This window comes from Streptomyces sp. NPDC031670 (genome assembly GCF_055580545.1).
This window is the reverse complement of the sequence record NZ_JBVILC010000007.1, coordinates 277,335-297,229: the sequence shown is the minus strand read 5'-3', so window position 1 is coordinate 297,229 and position 19,895 is coordinate 277,335. Positions and strand designations below refer to the sequence as shown.

General features: G+C 74.4%; 13 protein-coding genes. 6 read left to right on the top strand and 7 right to left on the bottom strand.

The window, feature by feature from the left end:
* Positions 1-9: 9 nt before the first annotated feature.
* Both ACZ5ID_RS16415 and ACZ5ID_RS16410 read left to right on the top strand, forming a co-directional pair.
* Positions 10-1,368 carry a vWA domain-containing protein gene (locus tag ACZ5ID_RS16415; RefSeq protein ID WP_468897884.1) on the top strand — a complete coding sequence of 453 codons (1,359 nt, stop codon included), beginning with the start codon at positions 10-12 and terminating at the stop codon, positions 1,366-1,368.
* A gap of 118 nt (positions 1,369-1,486) precedes the next feature.
* Positions 1,487-2,704, top strand: a complete 1,218-nt coding sequence (locus ACZ5ID_RS16410) for an FHA domain-containing protein (RefSeq protein ID WP_468897882.1) — start codon at positions 1,487-1,489, stop codon at positions 2,702-2,704.
* On the opposite strand, the gene ACZ5ID_RS16405 is transcribed toward ACZ5ID_RS16410, so the two are convergent.
* Entirely contained in the window at positions 2,701-3,681 is a 981-nt protein-coding gene (locus tag ACZ5ID_RS16405) for a methyltransferase domain-containing protein (protein ID WP_468897880.1), read from the bottom strand. The two genes, ACZ5ID_RS16410 and ACZ5ID_RS16405, sit on opposite strands and share 4 nt — an antisense overlap.
* A 115-nt stretch (positions 3,682-3,796) precedes the next feature.
* Here ACZ5ID_RS16405 and ACZ5ID_RS16400 point away from each other — a divergent pair, with 115 nt between their 5' ends.
* The 4 genes from ACZ5ID_RS16400 (at position 3,797) to ACZ5ID_RS16385 (ending at position 11,417) form a co-directional block, all read left to right on the top strand.
* On the top strand, positions 3,797-4,201 hold the full coding sequence (locus ACZ5ID_RS16400) for a globin (RefSeq protein WP_406555025.1): 405 nt from the start codon (positions 3,797-3,799) through the stop codon (positions 4,199-4,201).
* Positions 4,202-4,373: 172 nt separating this feature from the next.
* On the top strand, positions 4,374-7,682 hold the full coding sequence (locus ACZ5ID_RS16395; protein ID WP_468897877.1) for an FtsX-like permease family protein: 3,309 nt from the start codon (positions 4,374-4,376) through the stop codon (positions 7,680-7,682).
* 1 nt (position 7,683) lies between these two features.
* Entirely contained in the window at positions 7,684-10,413 is a 2,730-nt protein-coding gene (locus tag ACZ5ID_RS16390) for an FtsX-like permease family protein (RefSeq protein WP_468897875.1), read from the top strand.
* Entirely contained in the window at positions 10,410-11,417 is a 1,008-nt protein-coding gene (locus tag ACZ5ID_RS16385) for an ABC transporter ATP-binding protein (protein ID WP_468897873.1), read from the top strand. Before ACZ5ID_RS16390 ends, ACZ5ID_RS16385 begins: the two co-directional genes overlap by 4 nt.
* Before the next feature lie 402 nt (positions 11,418-11,819).
* On the opposite strand, the gene ACZ5ID_RS16380 is transcribed toward ACZ5ID_RS16385, so the two are convergent.
* From ACZ5ID_RS16380 to ACZ5ID_RS16355, 6 genes are all read right to left on the bottom strand, one after another.
* Positions 11,820-12,488 (bottom strand): DUF8010 domain-containing protein, encoded by a 669-nt coding sequence (locus ACZ5ID_RS16380; protein ID WP_468897871.1) that lies wholly within the window; start codon positions 12,486-12,488, stop codon positions 11,820-11,822.
* Complete coding sequence (locus tag ACZ5ID_RS16375) at positions 12,485-12,988, bottom strand: acyl-CoA thioesterase (protein WP_468897869.1); 504 nt, start codon at positions 12,986-12,988, stop codon at positions 12,485-12,487. The genes ACZ5ID_RS16380 and ACZ5ID_RS16375 overlap by 4 nt, the downstream gene beginning before the upstream one ends.
* A gap of 5 nt (positions 12,989-12,993) precedes the next feature.
* Positions 12,994-14,658, bottom strand: a complete 1,665-nt coding sequence (gene ettA, locus ACZ5ID_RS16370) for an energy-dependent translational throttle protein EttA (RefSeq protein WP_468897867.1) — start codon at positions 14,656-14,658, stop codon at positions 12,994-12,996.
* Between the two features lie 188 nt (positions 14,659-14,846).
* Complete coding sequence (locus ACZ5ID_RS16365) at positions 14,847-16,232, bottom strand: LAETG motif-containing sortase-dependent surface protein (RefSeq protein ID WP_468897865.1); 1,386 nt, start codon at positions 16,230-16,232, stop codon at positions 14,847-14,849.
* A 273-nt stretch (positions 16,233-16,505) separates the two neighbouring features.
* The gene (locus tag ACZ5ID_RS16360; protein WP_468897863.1) at positions 16,506-17,117 is read right to left on the bottom strand and encodes a single-stranded DNA-binding protein; all 612 of its coding nucleotides are present in this window, start codon (positions 17,115-17,117) and stop codon (positions 16,506-16,508) included.
* 301 nt (positions 17,118-17,418) lie between these two features.
* The gene (locus ACZ5ID_RS16355; protein WP_468897989.1) at positions 17,419-19,170 is read right to left on the bottom strand and encodes a YfjP family GTPase; all 1,752 of its coding nucleotides are present in this window, start codon (positions 19,168-19,170) and stop codon (positions 17,419-17,421) included.
* Positions 19,171-19,895: the final 725 nt, after the last annotated feature.

Sequence of the window (19,895 nt, the reverse complement as noted above, 5' to 3'; positions counted from 1 at the left end):
GCCCAGCAGATGGCCAACTTCTCCAAGCCGCACGCGCCCCGGTTCTCCGTCGACGTCTACCAGAACGAGTACCTGCCGGAGGGCGGCCGTGAGGTCAACGCGATCGTCACCGTGACGTCGACGGGCGGCCGGACCGTGGGCGGGGCGGCCCTGGCCGGGGCCGGGCTCTCGCCCTCGGCCGTACCGGGGCAGACGCCCGGCGCCGCCGTGGTGATCATGGTCGACTGCTCGGGTTCGATGGACTACCCGCCGACGAAGATGCGCAACGCGCGCGACGCCACGGCCGCCGCGATCGACACCCTGCGCGACGGCGTGAGCTTCGCGGTGGTCGCGGGCACCCACCAGGCCAAGGAGGTCTACCCGGGCGACGGCCGCCTGGCCGTCGCCGGCCCGGACACCCGCGCCCGGGCCAAGGAGGCGCTGCGCAAGCTGAGCGCGGGCGGCGGCACCGCCATCGGCACCTGGCTGCGGCTCGCCGACCGGCTGCTGAACTCGGCGGACGTACCGATCCGGCACGGCATCCTGCTCACCGACGGCCGCAACGAACACGAGTCGCCGGCCGTTCTGAAGGCCGCGCTCGACGCCTGCGCGGGCCGCTTCACCTGCGACGCGCGCGGGGTCGGCACCGACTGGGAGGTCAAGGAGGTCACGGGGATCGCCTCCGCGCTGCTCGGCACCGCCGACATCGTGGCCGACCCCTCGGGCCTGGCCGCGGACTTCACGCGGATGATGGAGAACGCGATGGGCAAGGAGGTCGCGGACGTCGCGCTGCGGCTGTGGACGCCGGTCGGTGTGGAGATCCGGTACGTCAAGCAGGTCGCGCCCGCCGTCGAGGACCTGACCGGCCGCCGGACCGAGGCGGGGCCGCGCGCCGGGGACTACCCGACGGGTTCGTGGGGCGACGAGTCGCGCGACTACCACGTCTGCGTGCGGGTCCCCGAGGCCGGGATCGGGCAGGAGATGCTCGCCGCCCGGGTCTCGCTGATCCTGCCCGACCCGGCGGGCGGCACCCCGCAGACCCTGTCGCAGGGGCTGGTCCGGGCGGTGTGGACCGAGGACATGGCCGCCTCCACCGCGATCAACCCCCAGGTCGCCCACTACACGGGTCAGGCCGAACTGGCACAGGTCATCCAACAGGGTCTGGACGCCCGCAAGTCGGGCGATATCGACGGCGCCACCGCCAAGCTCGGCCGGGCCGTCCAGCTCGCCGCGGCCTCCGGGAACGCCGATACGGCGAAGCTGCTCGCGAAGGTGGTGGACGTCGTCGACGAGGCGACGGGTACTGTGCGACTGAAGGCGAAGGTCGCGGAGGCGGACGAGATGACTCTCGAAACCCGCTCGACGAAGACCGTACGCGTGAAGAAGTGACGACGGGAACGACCCGGGCACCGGCCCGGGAGCGCGCCGCACCGGGCGGTGCGCGGTAGCGAGACCACGTGAGTGCCTCGGCCCGAGGGGCCGGACGAGGAGAGGGGGAAGCGACTCCATGCCGACCTGCCCGAACGGACACCAGTCGGGTTCCGACGACTGGTGCGAGGTCTGCGGCCATCGCATGGGCGCCGTGCCGCCGCCTCCCCCGCCCCCGCCGGCCTTCCCCGGACCGCCCCCGCAGGGCGGCTACGGCTATCCCGGCCCCGAGGCGCCCGCCGCCCCGGCGGAGCTCTGCCCGCAGTGCCGCACGCCCCGGGAGGGCAACACGCCCTTCTGCGAGGAGTGCCGCTGGAACTACCTCACCCAGACGGCGACCTCGTACACGCCGCTGGCTCCCCAGCCGTCCCCCGGGCGGGGCGAGGGCCTCAACCTGCCGCCCGGGTTCCAGTCGCCGCCGCGCCACGGTCAGGCTCCCCCGGCGCCCCCGGTCCAGCAGCAGCGCGACCCGTTCGAGTACCAGAGCTCGCGGCCCTCGCAGGTCAACCGGCCCGCGGAGCCGCTCACCGGCGACCCCTCGCAGCGCCAGGGGCAGCCGCCGTTCCGCCAGGGCCCGCCGCCCCCGCCGAACGGGGACCCGTCCCGGCGCCAGGGTCCGCCGCCGCACTTCCAGCAGGGCCCGCCGCCCCCGCCCGCCTTCCAGCAGGCGGGACCGCCGGCGCCCCCGGCGTTCCAGCCTCCCGCCCGGGCCGAGAACGACGACTGGATGATCCAGCCGCCCTCCCAGTCGCAGCCGCAGCCGCCTCAGCACACCCAGGCGCCGCCGCAGCACACGCAGCCTCCACAGCACACCCAGGCGCCGCAGGCCCCTCAGGTCCAGCAGCAGCCCCAGCCGCCCCAGCAGCAGTTCCAGGCCCCGCCGTCCCAGCAGCTCGGCTGGACGGTGACCATCGGCCCGGACCGCGAGTACTTCATGGCGATGATGCAGCGCAGCGGGCCGGAGGCCGCCGGGCTCAACCTGCCCGCGTACTCGCCCGAGCAGCAGCGCCGCCTCACCGGCAGCCAGCTCACCATCGGCCGCCGCCGCCACTCCACCGGCGAGGCGCCCGACATCGACCTGTCCGTGCCGCCGGAGGACCCGGGCGTCTCGCACCAGCACGCGGTCCTGGTCCAGCAGCCCGACGGCGGCTGGGCGGTGGTCGACCAGAACTCCACCAACGGCACCACGGTCAACGGCGCCGAGGAGCCCATCCAGCCCTATGTGCCGGTCCCGCTCCAGGACGGCGACCGGGTGCACGTGGGCGCCTGGACGACGCTGACCGTCCGGCGGGGCTAGGACACGTCGTTCCGCGCGGCATCCCGCAGGGGCCAGGTGTGCGGCCCCCGCGGGTCGTCCAGCCAGGCCCACTGCCGTTCGCCGCTGACCGTCACGCCGAACCGCTCCCGGCCGGGGCGACCCTCGCGCCGCCACAGCGCGTACGCCTCGTACGGGTCCAGGCTGTCCGCGGTCAGCGCCAGCAGGAACCGGAAGAGCTCGTTCTCCGGGCCCGGGCGGGGCAGTGCGCCGCGGTGGGGGGTCCCGGGCGCGGACGCCGCGCCCCGCAGCGGTACGAAATAGGCCGGGGTGTCCAGGAAGCGCCCCTCGGCGTGCCCGGCGTCGCGCACCCTCAGCAGGATCAGACCGGTGGCCAGCGGGGCCTCGATGAGCGCGCCCGGTGTGCACTGCCCCGGCCACCCGGCGGGCACCGACGGCAGGGTGCAGGTGGCGATGATCCGGTCGAAGGGCGCCCGGGACGGACAGCCGCGCGCCCCGTCGCCGGTCACCACCGCGGGATGGAAGCCCGCGGCGGTCAGATGGGTCCGGGCGGACTCGGTGATCTCCGGGTCCAGGTCGACGGTGGTGACCCGCTCCTCGCCCAGGCGATGGCTGAGCAGCGCCGCGTTGTAGCCGGTCCCGGCGCCGATCTCCAGGACCGTGTGCCCGTCCCGGATGTCCAGGGCCTCCAGCATCAGCGCCATCAGCGAGGGCTGGCTGCTGGAGGAGAGCAGCTCCCCGTCGCGCAGCCGGGTGGCCAGCGGCATGTCGGTGTAGGCCCCCTCCAGCCAGCGCGCCCGGCGCCGCGGGTCCGGGTCCTCGCCCCACAGCCGCTCGTAGCCGCCGGGGCGCCCGACGAAGTAGTACGGCACGAAGAGATGGCGGGGCACCTCCTCGAAGGCGGCCCGCCAGGCCGGGTCGGTGAGCGAGCCGCCGGCCGTGATCTGCGCGACGAGGGCGGCCCGCGCCCCGGCGGCCGGATCCCGGTATGCGCCCATAGGTCCACTGTGCTGCGCCGGGGCCGGGGAGGCGAGCGGTCGTCCGCCCGCGGGCCCGCGGACGAGTGGTCCTAGGCCCCCGGTCCTCGGCCGTCCCGTCTGAGACCATGGAGGGGTGAATGAGATCCCGCGCGGCACGCTTCAGGAGCAGACCTTCTACGAGCAGGTCGGCGGCGAGGAGACCTTCCGGCGCCTGGTCCACCGGTTCTACCAGGGCGTCGCCGAGGACCCGCTGCTGCGGCCGATGTACCCGGAGGGCGATCTGGGCCCGGCCGAGGAGCGGCTCGTCCTCTTCCTGATCCAGTACTGGGGCGGCCCGCGCACCTACAGCGACCACCGCGGCCACCCCCGGCTGCGGATGCGCCACGCGCCGTTCACCGTCGACCGCGCCGCGCACGACGCCTGGCTGACCCATATGCGGACGGCCGTCGACGAGCTGGGGCTCTCCGCGGAGCACGAGAAGACGCTCTGGAACTATCTGACGTACGCGGCGGCCTCCATGGTCAACGCGGCCGAGTAGGCCGGAACTTCAGCCTCCAATCCTCCCGGCACCGGAATGCGGCACTCCATGAGCGCATTCCGGTCACGATCCGGTCAAGGTGAACCCGTAAGCGGTTACCACCGCCCCGCGCCCTCTGCGAGCATCCGTACAGACTTTCGGGTACAGGGCTGGGCCGGGGGATGGGGGCCGTGTGGCGGTGTTCGTGTTTCTGCGGGTGCGCGCGCACCGGCTGCTGCTCGCCGCCGCGCTGCTCGCGGTGGTGCTCACCACCTCGGTGCTGGCCGCCCTGACCGCGTTCTCCGGCTCCATCGGGGACGCGGCCCTGCGCGACACCCTCACCACCCGGTCCGCCGTGCCCGCCGCGCTGGTCGTCAAGGCGGCCGTCCCCGAGGCGAAACGGCAGGCCGCCGACGCCGCCGTACGGGCGGGCGCGAGCCGTACCTTCGACCGACTCCCCGTCACCACGGCCACGTTGGCGCAGTCCGGGCCGTACGCCCTGCCGCGCACCCTCCAGTCGCCCGACGCCCGCAAGGGCAGCGAACCCGACCTCACGCTCTTCGCCGCCGTCGACCGCGGTCGCGTCCGGCTGACCGGCGGCGGCTGGCCCGCGCCGCCGGGCACCGGCCGCGAGGTCCAGGCCGCGCTGCCCGAGAGCGCCGCCGCCCAGCTCGGCCTGCGCCACTGGCCCGCCACCCTGACCCTCACCGACCGGCTGAACGGCCCGGCCGTGCGGGTCTGCGTCACCGGCGTCTACCGGCCCGTCGACATCACCGACGCGTACTGGCAACTGGACGACCTCGGCGGCCGGGGCTCGCGCCGCGTCAACTTCACCACCTACGGGCCGCTGCTCACCGACCCCGCCGCCCTCACCGGCGGACGGCTCAGCGCCGGCCAGACGTCCTGGCTGGCCACCGCCGACTTCTCGGGCCTGACCACCGAGCGCATCGGCGCGCTGCGCACGGCGGCCCGGACGGGCCCCAAGTCCCTGGTGGACACCGGGGTGTTCGCGGGTGACGCGACCGCCACCACCGCCCTGCCCGACGTGCTCGACCGCGCCGAGCGCTCCCTGCTCGTCTCCCGCTCGACCCTGCTGATCGTCGCCCTGCAACTGGTGCTGCTCGCCGGGTACGCGCTGCTGCTCGTGGCGCGGCTGCTCAGCAGCGAGCGCACCGGCGAGACCGAGCTGCTGCGGGCACGCGGCGCCTCCCGTGCCCGCCTCCTCGGCCTGTCCGCCACCGAGGCGCTGCTGCTCGCCGCCCCGGCGGTGCTCGGCGCGCCCCTGCTCTCCGGCCCGCTCACCCGGCTCCTGGCGGGTCACGGCCCGCTCGCCCGCAGCGGCGTCCGTCTGGAGACCGCCCCCACCGGCACGGTGTGGCTGGTGGCGGCGCTGGTCGCGCTGGGGTGCGCGGCGGCCGTGGTGGCCCCGGCCCTGTCGGCCGGGCGGGCCACCCGCGCCCGGGCGGCCACCCTGCCCGCCGCCGTACGCGCCGGGGCCGACGTCGGACTCCTGGTGATCGCCGGGGTCGCCTACTGGCAGCTGGACCGCCAGACCTCCGGCTCCGGGGCGCTCAGCGACACCCGCGCCGGCGGCCTCGGCATCGACCCGCTGCTGGTGGCCGCGCCCGCCCTCGCCCTGCTCGCCGGGACCGTACTGACCCTGCGGCTGCTGCCGCCCGCCGCCCGGCTCGCCGAGCGGCGGGCCGCGAGCGGGCGCGGGCTCCCGGCGGCGCTCGCGGGCTGGCAGTTCGCCCGCCGCCCGCTGCGCGGCGCGGGCCCGGTACTGCTGCTGGTGCTCGCGGTCGCCATGGGCATGCTGGCGATCGGCCAGTCCGCCTCCTGGGACCGCTCGCAGGAGGACCAGGCGGACTTCCGCGCGGGCACCGCGGTACGGGTCTTCGGATCCAGCCTCAACGGCTTCGGCCAGGCCGGTTCGTACGACACGGTCCCCGGCGTACGGAAGGTGGCCCCGGCGGCGCGCTCCTCGGTGGAGCTCTCCGGCGGGCGCTCCGGGACGCTGCTGGCCCTGGACACCGCGGCCACGGACGGGCTGCTGCTCCGCCCCGACCTCGGCGGCCGGCCCGCCCCGGCGCTCCTGGCCGAGCTCACCCCGCCCCGGGCGGCGCGCGGCGGGGTGCCGCTCCCGGCGGACGCCGCCGAGCTCGTCCTCGGGCTGCGGATCGACACCGAGGGCGCCCCGGGCGGGGCCTCCTCCGACCCGCTCACCGTGAACGTGACGGCGGTGATCGAGGACCGCTTCGGCATCCGGTACCGCCTCCCGGCCGGGACCCTGGAGGCCGACGGGCGGACGGCCGAGCGCCGGCTCTCCCTCGATCTGGCGGCGGGCGCGCCGGTGGGCCGCCCGGCCGCGCCGCTCACCCTCACCGGCCTGGACGTGGAGTTCAGCGTGCCGGAGCGGGACGAGCGGCAGCGGTTCACCGTCCATGAGCTGAGGAGCGTGGCGCGGGACGGACGCACCACCGCCGTCCCGGTGCCCGCCGCCGACCGCTGGCGGGCCACCTCGACGGAGGTCGCCGCCGGCCCCGTCGGCGTGGTGGGCCTGACGCCCGGCACCGACGGGCAGGGCCTGGGCGTTCCGTACACCACGGGGTCGAGCCCGGCCCCCGGCCCGTTCTCTACATCGGTCCCGAGCCGTACCGTCCGGCTCGCCGCCATGCGGCCCGCCGCCCCCGCGCTGACCGCCATCGCCACCGACCGGTTCCTCGCCTCCAGCGGCACCCGGGTCGGCCAGACCGTCACAGCCGTCCTGGCCGGTCAGACCCTGCGTGCGAAGGTCGTCGACCGGATGGACGAGTTCCCCACGACCGGACCCGGCGCGCAGAGCACGCCGGGCGACGGACACGACGGCGGCGCGCTCCTGCTCGATCTGCGCGCCGTCAACGAGCAGCTCGCCGACACCGGCAACAGCCTCGCCCCGACCGAGTGGTGGCTCTCCACCGACCCGGGCGGCGCCGCCCGCGCCGCCGCCGCGCTGCGCGCCCGGCCCGACATCGACCCGCAGCAGGTGGTGGTGCGCGCCGAGGTCGCCGAGCAGTTGCGCGACGACCCGCTGGGCGCCGGTCCGCAGGCCGCGCTCATCGCCGCCGCCATCGCGGCGGCGGCCCTGGCCGCGGTCGGCTTCGGTGTGAGCGCGGCGGGCTCGCTGCGCGAACGCGGCGCGGAGTTCGCCGTGCTGCGGGCCCTGGGCACCCCGCGCCGCCAGCTGGCCCGGCTGATCGCGGCCGAGCAGGGGGTGCTGATCGCGCTGGCGCTGCTGGTGGGCCTGGCGCTCGGCGAGGTGCTGACCCGAGCGGTGGTGCCGCTGATCGTGCTGACCGGGCAGGCCACCCAGCCGGTGCCGAAGGTGCTGGTGGAGCTGCCCGCCGGGCGGCTCGCCGTGCTCTTCGCGGGAGTCGCCGCCGTACCGCTGCTGATCGTCGCGGCACTGGCGCTGCGGCGCACCGACCCGGCGGTCTCGCTGCGCCACCAGGGGGACAACTGACATGACCACCAAGGCCGTTGCCCCCTGGGTACGCACCCGGCTGCGGACCGCGCCGGGCGCCGCGGGCGCGCTCGCCCTGCTGGTGACCCTCACCGCGTTTCTGGCCGGCGCCCTGCCGCGCGGGGTCGACGGGTACGAGGACCGGGGCCTGCGCCACGCGGTGACGTCGGCCGCCCCGGAGAACTCGGTGCTGCGGCTGGCCGGTGGGCTGCCCGCGAGCGGCGACCCCCAGCACCCGGCCCCGGGCGACGCGCTCCGCCCGCAGGCCATGGAGCGCGGCTTCCGCGAGGAGCTCGGGGCGATCCCGGCGCCGCTGCGGGCGGACGAGGGGCAGTCGGCGTACGGGGTGCGCACCACCGAGAAGGTGGTCGCCGACCCCCAGCTCGACCCCTGGCTGCCCCGGCCCGAGGGGCTGCCGCCGCGCCTGCTGATCGCCTCCCGGTCGTCCCTGGCCGACCACGCCCGTCTGGTGAGCGGACGTCTGCCCACCGCGACGGTCGCCGCGGACTCCCTCACGGCGGAGGCCGTGGTGACCGCCACGACCGCCACCGCGCTGCACATCTCCGCCGGTTCGGTCGTCCACGCCCCCGGCGCCAAGGGCGCACCCCTCGCGATCCGGATCACCGGGATCGTGCGCCCCCTGGCCCCCGACTCCAGCTACTGGGCCACCGCGGCGGCGCTGCGCGACCCCCAGCTCGTCCCCATGTCCCCCAAGCCGGACGCGCCGCACTACTGGTACGGGGGCCTGCTGCTCGGCGACGGCTCGGCGCCCGCGCTCCTCGACGCGGGCGGCCACCCCGAGGTGTACGCGGACATCGCCCCGGCCGCGAGCGCCATGGACGCCCGCCGGCTCCACGCCCTCTCCACCTCGGTGGCCTCCCTGGAGGGCGGCCCGGCACTCGCCGTGCTGCGCGAGTCGCTCGGCCCCGGCACCACGGCCGCCACCGAACTCGACGCGATCTTCACGCGGTACACCGCCGTACGCGACTCGATCACCCCGGTGGTCGCCGTCGCCACCTTCGGCACGGGCACGGTCGCGGCCGTGGTCCTGCTGATGGCGGGCGGTCTGGCGGCGGCCCGCCGCACCACCGAACTCGCCCTGCTGCGCGCCCGGGGCGGCTCACTGCCCGGCATCGGCGCCCGGCTCGCCGCGGAGATGGCCGTGGTGGCCCTCCCGTCGGCGGCCCTGGGCCTGGCCCTGGCGGTCCTGACCGTACGCGGCGGGCGGCTCGGCCCCTCGCTGCTCGCCGCGGCCGTGGTGGCGGCGGTGTCCACTCTGGCGCTGCCGGTGCGGGCGGTGTTCGCCCACCGCACGGTCCGTACCGCTGCCGACCGCGACGACCTGGTACGCACCCGGCCCACCCGGCTCCGCACGGTGGCCGAGCTGACACTGCTGGTGCTGGCGGCGGGCGCGGTGTACGCCCTGCGCCGGCGCAGCACGGCGGCGGGCTCCGACTCGCTGGTCAGCTCGGCGCCGGTACTCATCGGCGTGATCGCGGCGCTGGTCCTGGTACGGCTGTATCCGCTGCCCCTGCGCTGGGCGGCCCGCCCGGCCGCACGGTTGCGCGGCACGGTCGGCTTCCTTTCGCTGGCCCGCGCGGGCCGCGCCCCCGGCGGCGGGGTCCTCCCGCTGCTCGCCCTGCTGACGGCGCTGACCACGGCCGCGTTCGGCGGGTCGGTGCTCGCCGGGGTGGCGGACGCGCGGGACCGGGCCGCGCTGTACACGACGGGCGCGGACGCGCGGATCGACAGCCAGGGACCGCTGCCGCCGGGCCTCGCGGACCGGGTCGCCAAGGTCCGCGGGGTGTCGCAGGTGACCGCGGCGCACGTCGAGTACGGCGTGGCGCTGCCGTCCGGCGACAAGGTCGCGATGATCGGCGCGGACCCCTCCCCGTACGCGCGCCTCACCGCGGGCACCGGCCTGGGCGCGATCCACGCCGACGACCTCAAGGCCCGCCGCGGCGGGGCCCTGACGGCGATCGCGTCCCCGAAGGTCGCGGCGGACCTGGGCCGGGGGCCCCGGGAGGTACAGGTGGCGGGCTACCGCCTCATGGTCGAGGTGGTGGCGGTGCGCGAGCGCACCCCGGCCGTCCCGCGCGGCGACTTCCTCTTGGTGGACGTGGCCGGGCTGGGCGCGCGGGAGCCCACGACGCTGCTGATGGCGGGGGCGGATCTGGACGCGACGGCGCTGCGCCGCACGGTGACTCCCTCCCGTTCCCCGGACGCCCCCACCGTCCAGCTCCGCTCGGAGACCCGGCACCAGCTGATCGACTCCCCGCTCCAGTCGGGGGCGGAAGGTGTGTACGGGGCGGCGGTGGCGGCGGGCGCCGGGTACGCGGTGCTGGCGCTGCTGCTCTCGCTGCTGCGGGGCGCGCCGGAGCGGTCGGCGCTGCTTGCGAGGCTGCGGACGATGGGCCTGACCCGCCGGCAGGGCCGCCGGCTGCTGATCCTGGAGGCGCTGCCGCAGGCGGCTCTGGCCGCACTCGGCGGGGCGCTCACGGGCTGGGCGGCGACGGAGCTGCTAGCCCCCGGCGTGGACCTGACCGGCCTGGCCCTGGCGGCATCACCGTCGACGGCCGCGGCCGGGGGCGGGCTGCGCACGGATGCGCTGTCGCTCCTCGTCCCGGCGGTGTGCGTGGTGGCACTGGCGGCCGGGGTGGCGGCGACACAGGCGTGGTGGACGAGCCGGCGTGGCTCGGTGACGGAGCTGAGGGCGGGAGACGCGCGATGACGGGGACGGAGACGACGACGGGGGCGGGACCGGGGGCGGGACCGGGGCCGGGGGCCGGGTCGCAGGTCCGGACGCTGTCGGAGCTGGAGGCGCGGGCGGCGGCGCGCCGCGACCGCCCGGCGTACGGCCATGACGCCCTGATCGCCTGCGACCGGCTGGTACGGATCTTCACCACGGACGGCGTGGAGGTCCAGGCGTTGCAGGGTCTGGACCTCCTGGTCACCGAGGGCGAACTGATGGCCCTGGTGGGAGCGTCCGGCAGCGGGAAGTCCACGCTGATGAACATCCTGGCGGGCCTGGACGTCCCGACGGCCGGCCAGGCGAAGGTGGCGGGCCGGGACCTGCTGTCGATGGACGCGAAGGCGAGGCTGGACTACCGCCGGGAGGTGGTCGGCTTCGTCTGGCAGCAGACGGCGAGGAACCTCCTGCCGTACCTGACGGCAGCTCAGAACGTCTCCCTGCCCATCCAGTTGCGGAGCCGCCGCGCGAAGAACAGGTCGACGCGGGCGGACGAACTCCTCACGCTCCTGGACGTGGCGCACTGCCGCGACCGCCGCCCCCACCAGATGTCCGGCGGCGAGCAGCAGCGCGTGGCGATCGCGGTCGCCCTCGCCAACAACCCCGCGGTCCTGCTGGCGGACGAGCCGACGGGCGAACTCGACTCCGCCACGGCGGAACAGATCTTCGCGGCCTTCCGCAAGGCGAACGAGGAGCTCGGCACGACGATCGTCATCGTCACCCACGACCAGACGGTCGCGACCGAGGTCCGCCGCACGGTGGCGATCCGCGACGGCCGCACCTCGACGGAGGTCCTGCGCCGCACCCACCTGGACGAGCGGACCGGCGAGGAGTCGGTGATCTCCCGCGAGTACGCGATGCTCGACAGAGCGGGCCGCCTCCAGCTCCCCACGGAGTACACGGAGGCACTGGAGATGGAACGAAGGGTGCTGCTGGAACTGGAACAGGACCACATCCAGGTGTGGCCGGACGGGGGCGGGGAGTAGGGGGTTGCGGGGCGCGTGTGCGGGGGGGGTGCGTGTGCGGGGTGCGGGCCGGAGTGCGTCCGCGGGCTGTCTGTGGCTGAGCGCGCAGTTCCCCGCGCCCCCAGGTATTGAGGGGCGCGGGGAACTGCGCGAGTAACCCACCACGACCCGCAGGTCTGCTCCGAGCCGTCTTGGGGGCGCGGGGAACTGCGCGAGTAACCCACCACAGCCCGCAGATCCACTCCGGGCCGTCTTGGGGGCGCGGGGAACTGCGCGAGCAACCCACCACGACCCGCAGGTCTGCTCCCGGCCCGCAGCGGGGCGCGGGGGCCGCAGGCCCCGGGAGGGGAGGCGGGGCGCAGCCACGCCCAAAGTACGGGGGCGGCCACGCCCGGGGGGCCGGGGGCGAAGCCCCCGGGAACGTCAGAGCGGGGACAACGGCAGCGCCCCGGCCCCCGCCCGCCTAACCGCCACAGACCCGTACGCCGTACGAAGCCGCAACCACGGCCCCGCCCCCAGCAGCGCCGGCTCCGCCCCGGACGCGGATACGCCGGACCGCAGGAACCCCAGGGACTGCGCCGCGTGCACGACCCGCAGCGGCACCTCGGTCTCCCCCAGCGTCCGCGACCAGATCTCGCGCCCGATCCGTTCCCGCTCCGCGCGCGTACGCGACTGCTCCGGCAGCGCCTCGTCCCGGGCCCGGAACTCCGCCACCGCCGCCCCGACCGCGCCGCGCATCTCCTCGGCCGAGGGAAGCCCGGGCAGCCGGCGCCAGCCGCCGCGCGGCGGCAGCACCCCGGCCCAGGGCGGCCCGGTCACCGCGGACGGGACGACCACCGCCGACGCGGGCTCGTCGAGCGCCTCCAGGAGCTCACCCGCCGACACGGTGACATCGAGCTCCACCACCGCGTCCAGCCGCACCGTACGAATCGCCAGCACTTCGAACGCCGGCGGGCGCCCGAACACCGCCAGCGCACCACTCCCGGCCTGCAGCCGCACGGCCGCCGACCGGTCGTAGTGGATCAGCCGGGCCAGGAAGGCGGCGAGATCCGCCACCTCCCCGGCGTCGGCGAAGCCCAGCTTCACGGTCATGCCGCGGCCCGCTCCGACCCCGTGGACCCCGCGGACCCCGCAGCTCCCGCAGACCCCGCGGCCCCGGACCGCGCCGGCTTCCCCGCACCGGCCGGCCCCTCGACGTACTCCTGGAGGAACGACTTCTCCTCCGCGGAGATCCGCCGGGGCCGCCCGGCCGCCAGGTCGTACGGCACCACGACCGTGGACGCCCGCACATACACCTGCTCGGGGTCCTTGATCTCGTACGCGATCGTCAGCGACGCCGCGCCGATCTTCGTGACCCACGACTCGACGGTCACCGGCGCGTGGCGGTGCACCAGCGGCCGTACGTAGTCGATCTCGTGCCGGGCCACGACGGACCCGCCCGAGAACGACGGCGAGCCGTCCCCCGGCGCCAGCCGGAACATGAAGTCGATCCGGGCCTCCTCCAGATAGCGGAGGAAGACCACGTTGTTGACGTGCCCGAAGGCGTCCATGTCCGACCAGCGGAGCGGGCAGCTGTAGATGTGGCGAGCCAAGAAAATCAGCCCCGGGTGAGCTTCTTGTAGGTGGCGCGGTGCGGACGCGCCGCGTCGGCACCGAGCCGCTCGATCTTGTTCTTCTCGTACGACTCGAAGTTGCCCTCGAACCAGTACCACTTCGAGTCGCCCTCGTACGCCAGGATGTGCGTCGCGACCCGGTCCAGGAACCAACGGTCGTGGGAGATCACGACAGCGGCACCCGGGAACTCCAGGAGCGCGTTCTCCAGCGAGGAGAGCGTCTCGACGTCGAGGTCGTTGGTGGGCTCGTCGAGGAGCAGCAGGTTGCCGCCCTCCTTGAGCGTCAGCGCCAGGTTGAGGCGGTTGCGCTCACCACCGGAGAGCACCCCGGCCGGCTTCTGCTGGTCCGGGCCCTTGAAGCCGAACGCGCTGACGTACGCGCGCGACGGCATCTCGACCTGGCCGACGTTGATGTAGTCGAGCTCGTCCGACACCACGGCCCAGAGGGTCTTCTTGGGGTCGATGTTGGCGCGGCTCTGGTCGACGTACGAGATCTTGACGGTCTCGCCGACCCGGATGGAGCCGGAGTCGGGGGTCTCCAGGCCCTGGATCATCTTGAACAGCGTGGTCTTGCCCGCGCCGTTCGGACCGATGACGCCCACGATGCCGTTGCGCGGCAGCGTGAACGACAGGTCGTCGATGAGGACCTTGTCGCCGAAGGCCTTGGAGAGGTTCGCGACCTCGACGACGATCGAGCCCAGACGCGGGCCCGGCGGGATCTGGATCTCCTCGAAGTCCAGCTTCCGCATCTTGTCGGCCTCGGCAGCCATCTCCTCGTAACGGGCGAGGCGCGCCTTGGACTTGGTCTGCCGGCCCTTGGCGTTGGAGCGGACCCACTCCAGCTCTTCCTTGAGCCGCTTGGCGCGCTTCTCGTCCTTGCGGCCCTCGACCTTGAGGCGGGACGCCTTCTTGTCCAGGTACGTGGAGTAGTTGCCCTCGTACGGGATCGCCCGGCCGCGGTCGAGCTCCAGGATCCACTCGGCGACGTTGTTCAGGAAGTACCGGTCGTGGGTGACCGCGACGACGGCGCCCGGGTACTTCGAGAGGTGCTGCTCCAGCCAGTTCACCGACTCGGCGTCGAGGTGGTTGGTGGGCTCGTCGAGGAGGAGCAGGTCGGGCGCCTCGATCAGCAGCTTGCAGAGCGCCACACGGCGCTTCTCGCCACCGGAGAGGTTGACGACGGGCCAGTCGCCGGGCGGGCAGCCCAGCGCGTCCATGGCCTGCTCCAGCTGGGCGTCGAGGTCCCAGGCGTTGGCGTGGTCGAGGTCCTCCTGGAGCTTGCCCATCTCCTCGAGGAGCGCGTCGGAGTAGTCCGTCGCCATGAGCTCGGCGACCTCGTTGAAGCGCTTGAGCTTGCCCATGATCTCGGCGGCGCCGTCCTGCACGTTCTCCAGGACCGTCTTCGTCTCGTCCAGCTGCGGCTCCTGCATCAGGATGCCGACGCTGTAGCCGGGCGACAGGAAGGCGTCACCGTTGGAGGGCTGCTCAAGGCCCGCCATGATCTTGAGGACGGTGGACTTACCGGCACCGTTGGGACCGACCACACCGATCTTCGCGCCGGGCAGGAAGCTCAGCGTGACGTCGTCAAGGATCACCTTGTCGCCGTGCGCCTTGCGCGTCTTGCGCATGGTGTAGATGTACTCAGCCAAGAGAAACCGTCCGGCAGTGTGAATCGGGCTGTGGGCAGATACACCCCATCTTGCCGTACCGCCACCCCTTGGCGGAAACGGGTACTTCCGCGGGGACGCCAGTGGCCCCGGTGCGCCTGCGCTCACCGGGGCCACTGTCACGAGGTGGTCACTCCGAGTCCACGGTCACGTGGCTCGGAGCCGCGGGGTCAGTGCCCGGCGGTCCCGGCCTTCTTGCGGCGGAGGAAGAACACCGCGCCGCCGCCTATGACGACCAGGGCGACAGCGACGCCCGCGATCATCGGCGTGGAGCTGGAGGAACCCGTCTCGGCCAGGTCACCACCGGTGGTGGAGCCGGACGAGGTGCCGCCCGCGGAGGCGGGGCTGGGCTGCGACGACGGCTTGGTGGTGCTGGGGGTGCCGGCGGTCTTGCAGTCCAGGACGCCCTTGAACTCCTGCTTGAAGCCGTTCGGGCCGGTGATCACGAAGTCGTAGGCCTGGTCCTCGGCGACCGGCACGGTGATGGTCTTCGACTTGCCGGCGTCGATCGTGTACGAGAAGCCGGCGAGCTTGAAGGTGAACGCCTCGTCGCCCTTGTTGGTCGCCGTGACGTCCACGCCGCCCTTGGCGCAGTTCTTCGCGGCCGTCAGGGCCGGAATGGCGCCCTGCTTGGCCCAGGTCGCCTTGGCGACCGCGGTCACCGTGGAGTCGCTGGAGCCGGCGAGGATCTGCGTCTGACTCTTGGACTCACTGGCGAACGCGCGGCCGACCGGCACCTGGGTGGCGGCCTGGACGGTCAGCGAGCCGGAGCCCGGCTGGGCGCCCGCGGGCACGTCGAAGTAGAGCTGGGTGCCGTTCTTGGCGACCGTGGCGGCCTTGCCGCCCTTGTCGAGGACCTTGACGCCTGCGGCCTTGAGCTCCTCGGACGGGGTCACCGTGACCTTGTCGGCGTTGGTGTGGACGGTCACCGGGCCGAGCTTGGAGCCCGCCTTGCCGGAGACGGCCGGGTTGTCGAGGGTCAGCGACGCCTTGGGCTCGGCGACGTTCTGCGCGGACTTGGTCAGCCAGTCCGCCAGGTCCTTGGCCTGCGCGTCCACCGCGTCGACCTGGGCGTGGTCCGAGTAGCGCCAGATGGCGACCTGGGTGGCCGCGGCGGCCGTGCCATTGGTCAGCTGGCCCTTGAGACCGGCCGACTTGGCGAGCGCCGTCAGGTCGTTCACCTGCGGGTACGAGTGCTCGAGGATCCAGCGGATCTTGCCCGCGTCGGGGTTGCCGCTCAGCGAGGTGCCGCTCCAGGGGGTCTCCTGGTACTTCGCGGCGGGCTGGGTCGGGTTGTGGATGTCGATGCAGTACGTACGCAGGGTGCCGCCGCCGTCGACGACCATCTGGAAGAGGCCGGCCGAGACCGGGCGGTCGCCGCCCTGCTGGTGGATGACGGCCTTGCCGGAGGCGTCCGGGTCCAGGCCCTTGATGGTGGCGACCGCGCCACCCTGGTGCTGCTGGCCGGGCGTGTCGGCGATCGCCGTGCCCGCCCCGGCTATGGCGCCGCCGGCGACCAGACCCGAGACGGCGACAGCGGCGGCGACGCGTGCCATGCCGCGCTTGCGTACAGACTTGGGTACAGAAAGCCCGTGAACGACTGAAAACACAGAATTCCCCTTCGGGCGAGGAGCTTTCGCGTACGTGCGCGTGGGGGAAGTGCCTCGCCTGCTGACTCAAGTGCCCCGTGAGTAACGGAAATCCTATGGAGATCGGGCGCCCTGATCCCCTGTCATGCGATCAGATAACCATTCCGAATCGGAATCGTTATCGCCGTTACCCGTCCCCACCTGGGGTTATCGACAAATCTCCAGTGCGGAAACGGACTTTCAGGGCGCCGCGACGGCTGCGGCGCGCGGCTTCACGGAAGCCGCTTCACGCCCCCCACCTGGGCTTTCACCAACCCGGTCGGCACTCACCCCCGCCGCCCCGTCACCCCCAGCTACCACGCCCGCACCGCCCGTTCCCGTCCATCCCGGAGAGGCCGCAGAAACCGGTTGCAGGACCGGTTTCCGTACTTCCGCATCCGCCGAACCGGGCTCTCCCGCAGGGTCCTTGGGCGGCTCGGTCAGCGCCGGGTCCGCCTTCACCACCCGCCGGAACGCTGAGGTCCCCCGCGTCAGATCGTGGCCCGCCGCGATCGCCTCGACATCCGCCGAGAACCGGCGCTGTCCGTCCAGGTCCTCGTCGCGCACCCGCAACCTGCCGTGCACCACCAGCGGTTCGCCCACGGCGACCGAACTCGCCAGGTTCAGGCCCAGCGTCCGCCAGGCCCAGACCGTGTAGAAACTGGAGTGGCCGTCCACCCAGGCGTTCTTCTGCCGGTCGAACCGGCGCGGAGTCACCGCGAGCCGGAACCGGGCCACCCCGCCCGTCGCCGTCTCCCGGTATTCCACCCGCGTCGCAGCGTTCCCCACCAGCGTCACCAGCGTGTCGTTCATCCCCACCACTCCCCCGTCCCGCCTGCCGCGCGCGCCCTTCGCCCGCACGGCGTCCCCGTCGCGGCTCCGTCCGGCCCAGTCGGCCGATCGAACCCTTGCGCTGTCGATCACCATGCTGGACCGGACGGAGGACCTTGTGCCGGGGCCTGTGGACCGCCCGGCGGTTGTGGAAAACCTCGTCACCCGTACGGGGGTTGCCGGGAGCGGGCGCCACCCACGCGCCCCCTGCGCCCCCTGCTCCCGACCCGCCCCCGCGCTCCCTATGCCACCCCCGTCACGACATCCCCGTCACAAAACCCCGTCACGACACCCCCACCCGCACCCCCGCTGCCGTCCCCCCGCGCACCGCCACATACTGCTCCCGCACCTCGCGGTAGCGCATCAGCTCCGCCGCGACCGGGTCCAGAACCTTCGCCCGGCCGCACCCGGCCGCCGCCTCCCGCAACCGCCGCTCGGCCTCCTGCCCGTAGCGCCGGCCGGGTCCGCGCGCCGCGACCCCGCAGGCCCACTCGACCAGTGGGCCCCCGACGATCCCGGCCAGCATGACCAACGCCGGCACCAGCAGCCCGGGCGGGAACACCCCCACGATCTGCCCGGCGAGCCACACACCGCCCACGATCTGCACCAGCGTCATGGCCGCCTGCACCACCACCGCGGCGGGCCACCACGCGGGCCTGGGCGAGGTGCCCCGTTCCAGCTCCGCCCGTACCGCCAGCTCGTCCAGGGCCTCCGGCAGCCCCTCCGCGCCGCGCACCGCGGCCTCCCGTACCGCCTGCGCCCAGGGGGCGGGCAGTCCGGTGGCCGCCTCCTCCGCGACCAGGCGGACCGCCTGCTCTACCCGCTGGCGGGCCGTCACCTCCTCCTCCGGAGGAGGAGCGGGCTGCGGCGACTCCCGGCCCGGGACGCGCATCCCCTCGTACCAGCGCCAGAGCCGCAGCCACGGAGTGCCGCAGGCGCGGCCGGCGTTGCGCCGCCACTCCCGTTCGGCGGCCTCCCCCGCGGCGGCTGCGCCCACGGCCGCGGCGAGGCGGTCGGTGAACGCCTCGCGGGCCCGCTCGTCGAGCCCCGCGCGGCCGTCCGCCACGTACACCGGTCGCAGGTCGGCGGCAGCCGCGTCCAGATCGGCCGCGACCCGGCGTTCCGGGGCGCCGCGCTCCTGCACGAACCGGCTGAGCAGATCGCGCAGTTCGCCGACTCCCTGGCCTGTGAGGGCGGAGAGGGAGACCACGGTGGCGCCGGGTTCGCCGTGCTCGCCGAGCGCCATGCCGTCCTCGTCGAGGAGGCGGCGCAGATCGTCGAGCACCTGGTCGGCGGCGTCACCGGGGAGCCGGTCCACCTGGTTCAGTACGACGAAGGTGACCTCGGCGTGCCCGGCCAGCGGTCGCAGATACCGCTCGTGGAGTACGGCGTCCGCGTACTTCTCCGGGTCCACGACCCAGACGACCGCGTCGACGAGCGCCAGGACGCGGTCGGCCTGGCGACGGTGTTCGACGACCGCCGAGTCGAGGTCGGGCAGGTCCACGAGGACCAGGCCCTGGAGGGCCTCGGCGTGCGGGTCGGTGGGCAGCGGTCTGCGCCGCAGTCTCCCCGGCAGCCCGAGCCGGTCCAGCAGTCCCGCCGCGCCGTCGGTCCAACTGCACGCGATGGGCGCGCCGGTGGTGGGGCGGCGCAGCCCCGTCTCGGAGATGTGCGTACCGGCGAGGGCGTTGAACAGGGTCGATTTGCCGCTGCCGGTGGCTCCGGCGATGGCGACGACGGTGTGCCGCGCGGACAGCCGCTGCCGTGCGGCGGCCTCGTCGAGCACGCGGCCCGCCTCGGCCAGCGTCTTCCCGTCGAGTCGCGTCCGCGACAGCCCCACGAGCTCCCGCAACGCCTCCAGCCGTCCGCGCAGTTCGGCGCCGTAGGGACCTCCGATGGGCACGTACGCCTCGACCGGCTCGGGTTCCTCGACGGGAACCAGGTCCTCGGCCGCTTCGTTGACGCGTCGGGCGATCAGCCCGTCGTCCCAGCCGGGCTCGGCCTCCGCGACCGGGGCGCCCTGGGTGGCGTGGATGGCCTGGGTGGCCTGCGTGGAGTCGGCGCGGGCGCGGCGGGACGGGGGGCGGCTCGGCCGGGGCGGGACGGCCGCGGGGGCGGGTGAAGGCGCCGCCGAGCGGGTCGGGGCCGGTGGGGTCCGCGGGGCCGATGGGGGGAGCGGGGGTGTCTTGGTGCGGGTGCTCGTGGTGCCTCGGGTGAGGAGGCGACGGCTCCTGGGAGCCTCGGTGGGGGGCGGGGTCTTCTTGGCCGTATCGGCTAGCGACATGTCGACTTCTGTCGTCTTGGGCCCGGGCGTGTCGAATTTGGGTGTGTCGGTCTTGAACGTGACGGGCTTGAAAGTGAGGAGCTTGGAGGTGGCGGGCCTGGCCGTGACCACCCTGGAGGTGATTGGCCCCGCCGTGGTGCCCGGCCCGGACATGGTGCCCGGCCCCGCCGTGGTGCCCGGCCCGCCCGTGGTGCCCTCCCTGGAGGTGACCGGCCCGGGCGTGACCGCCCTGGTGGACGGGTCGGGCTCGGCTGCGGGTGGGCTGGACGGGTCGGGCTTGGTGGCGGCTGGGCTGGATGGGTCGGGTTTGGCTGCGGCGGGGCTGGACGCCTCGGGGCCAGGAGTTGCGGGCTTGGAGGCGTCTGAGTTGGGGGTGTTCGGCTTGGACGCGTCCGGCTTGGACCTCTCGGACTCAGCCGCATCCGGCTTGGACGCATCGGCCTTGAGCGGCTCCGGTACGGAGCCGCCCGACTCAA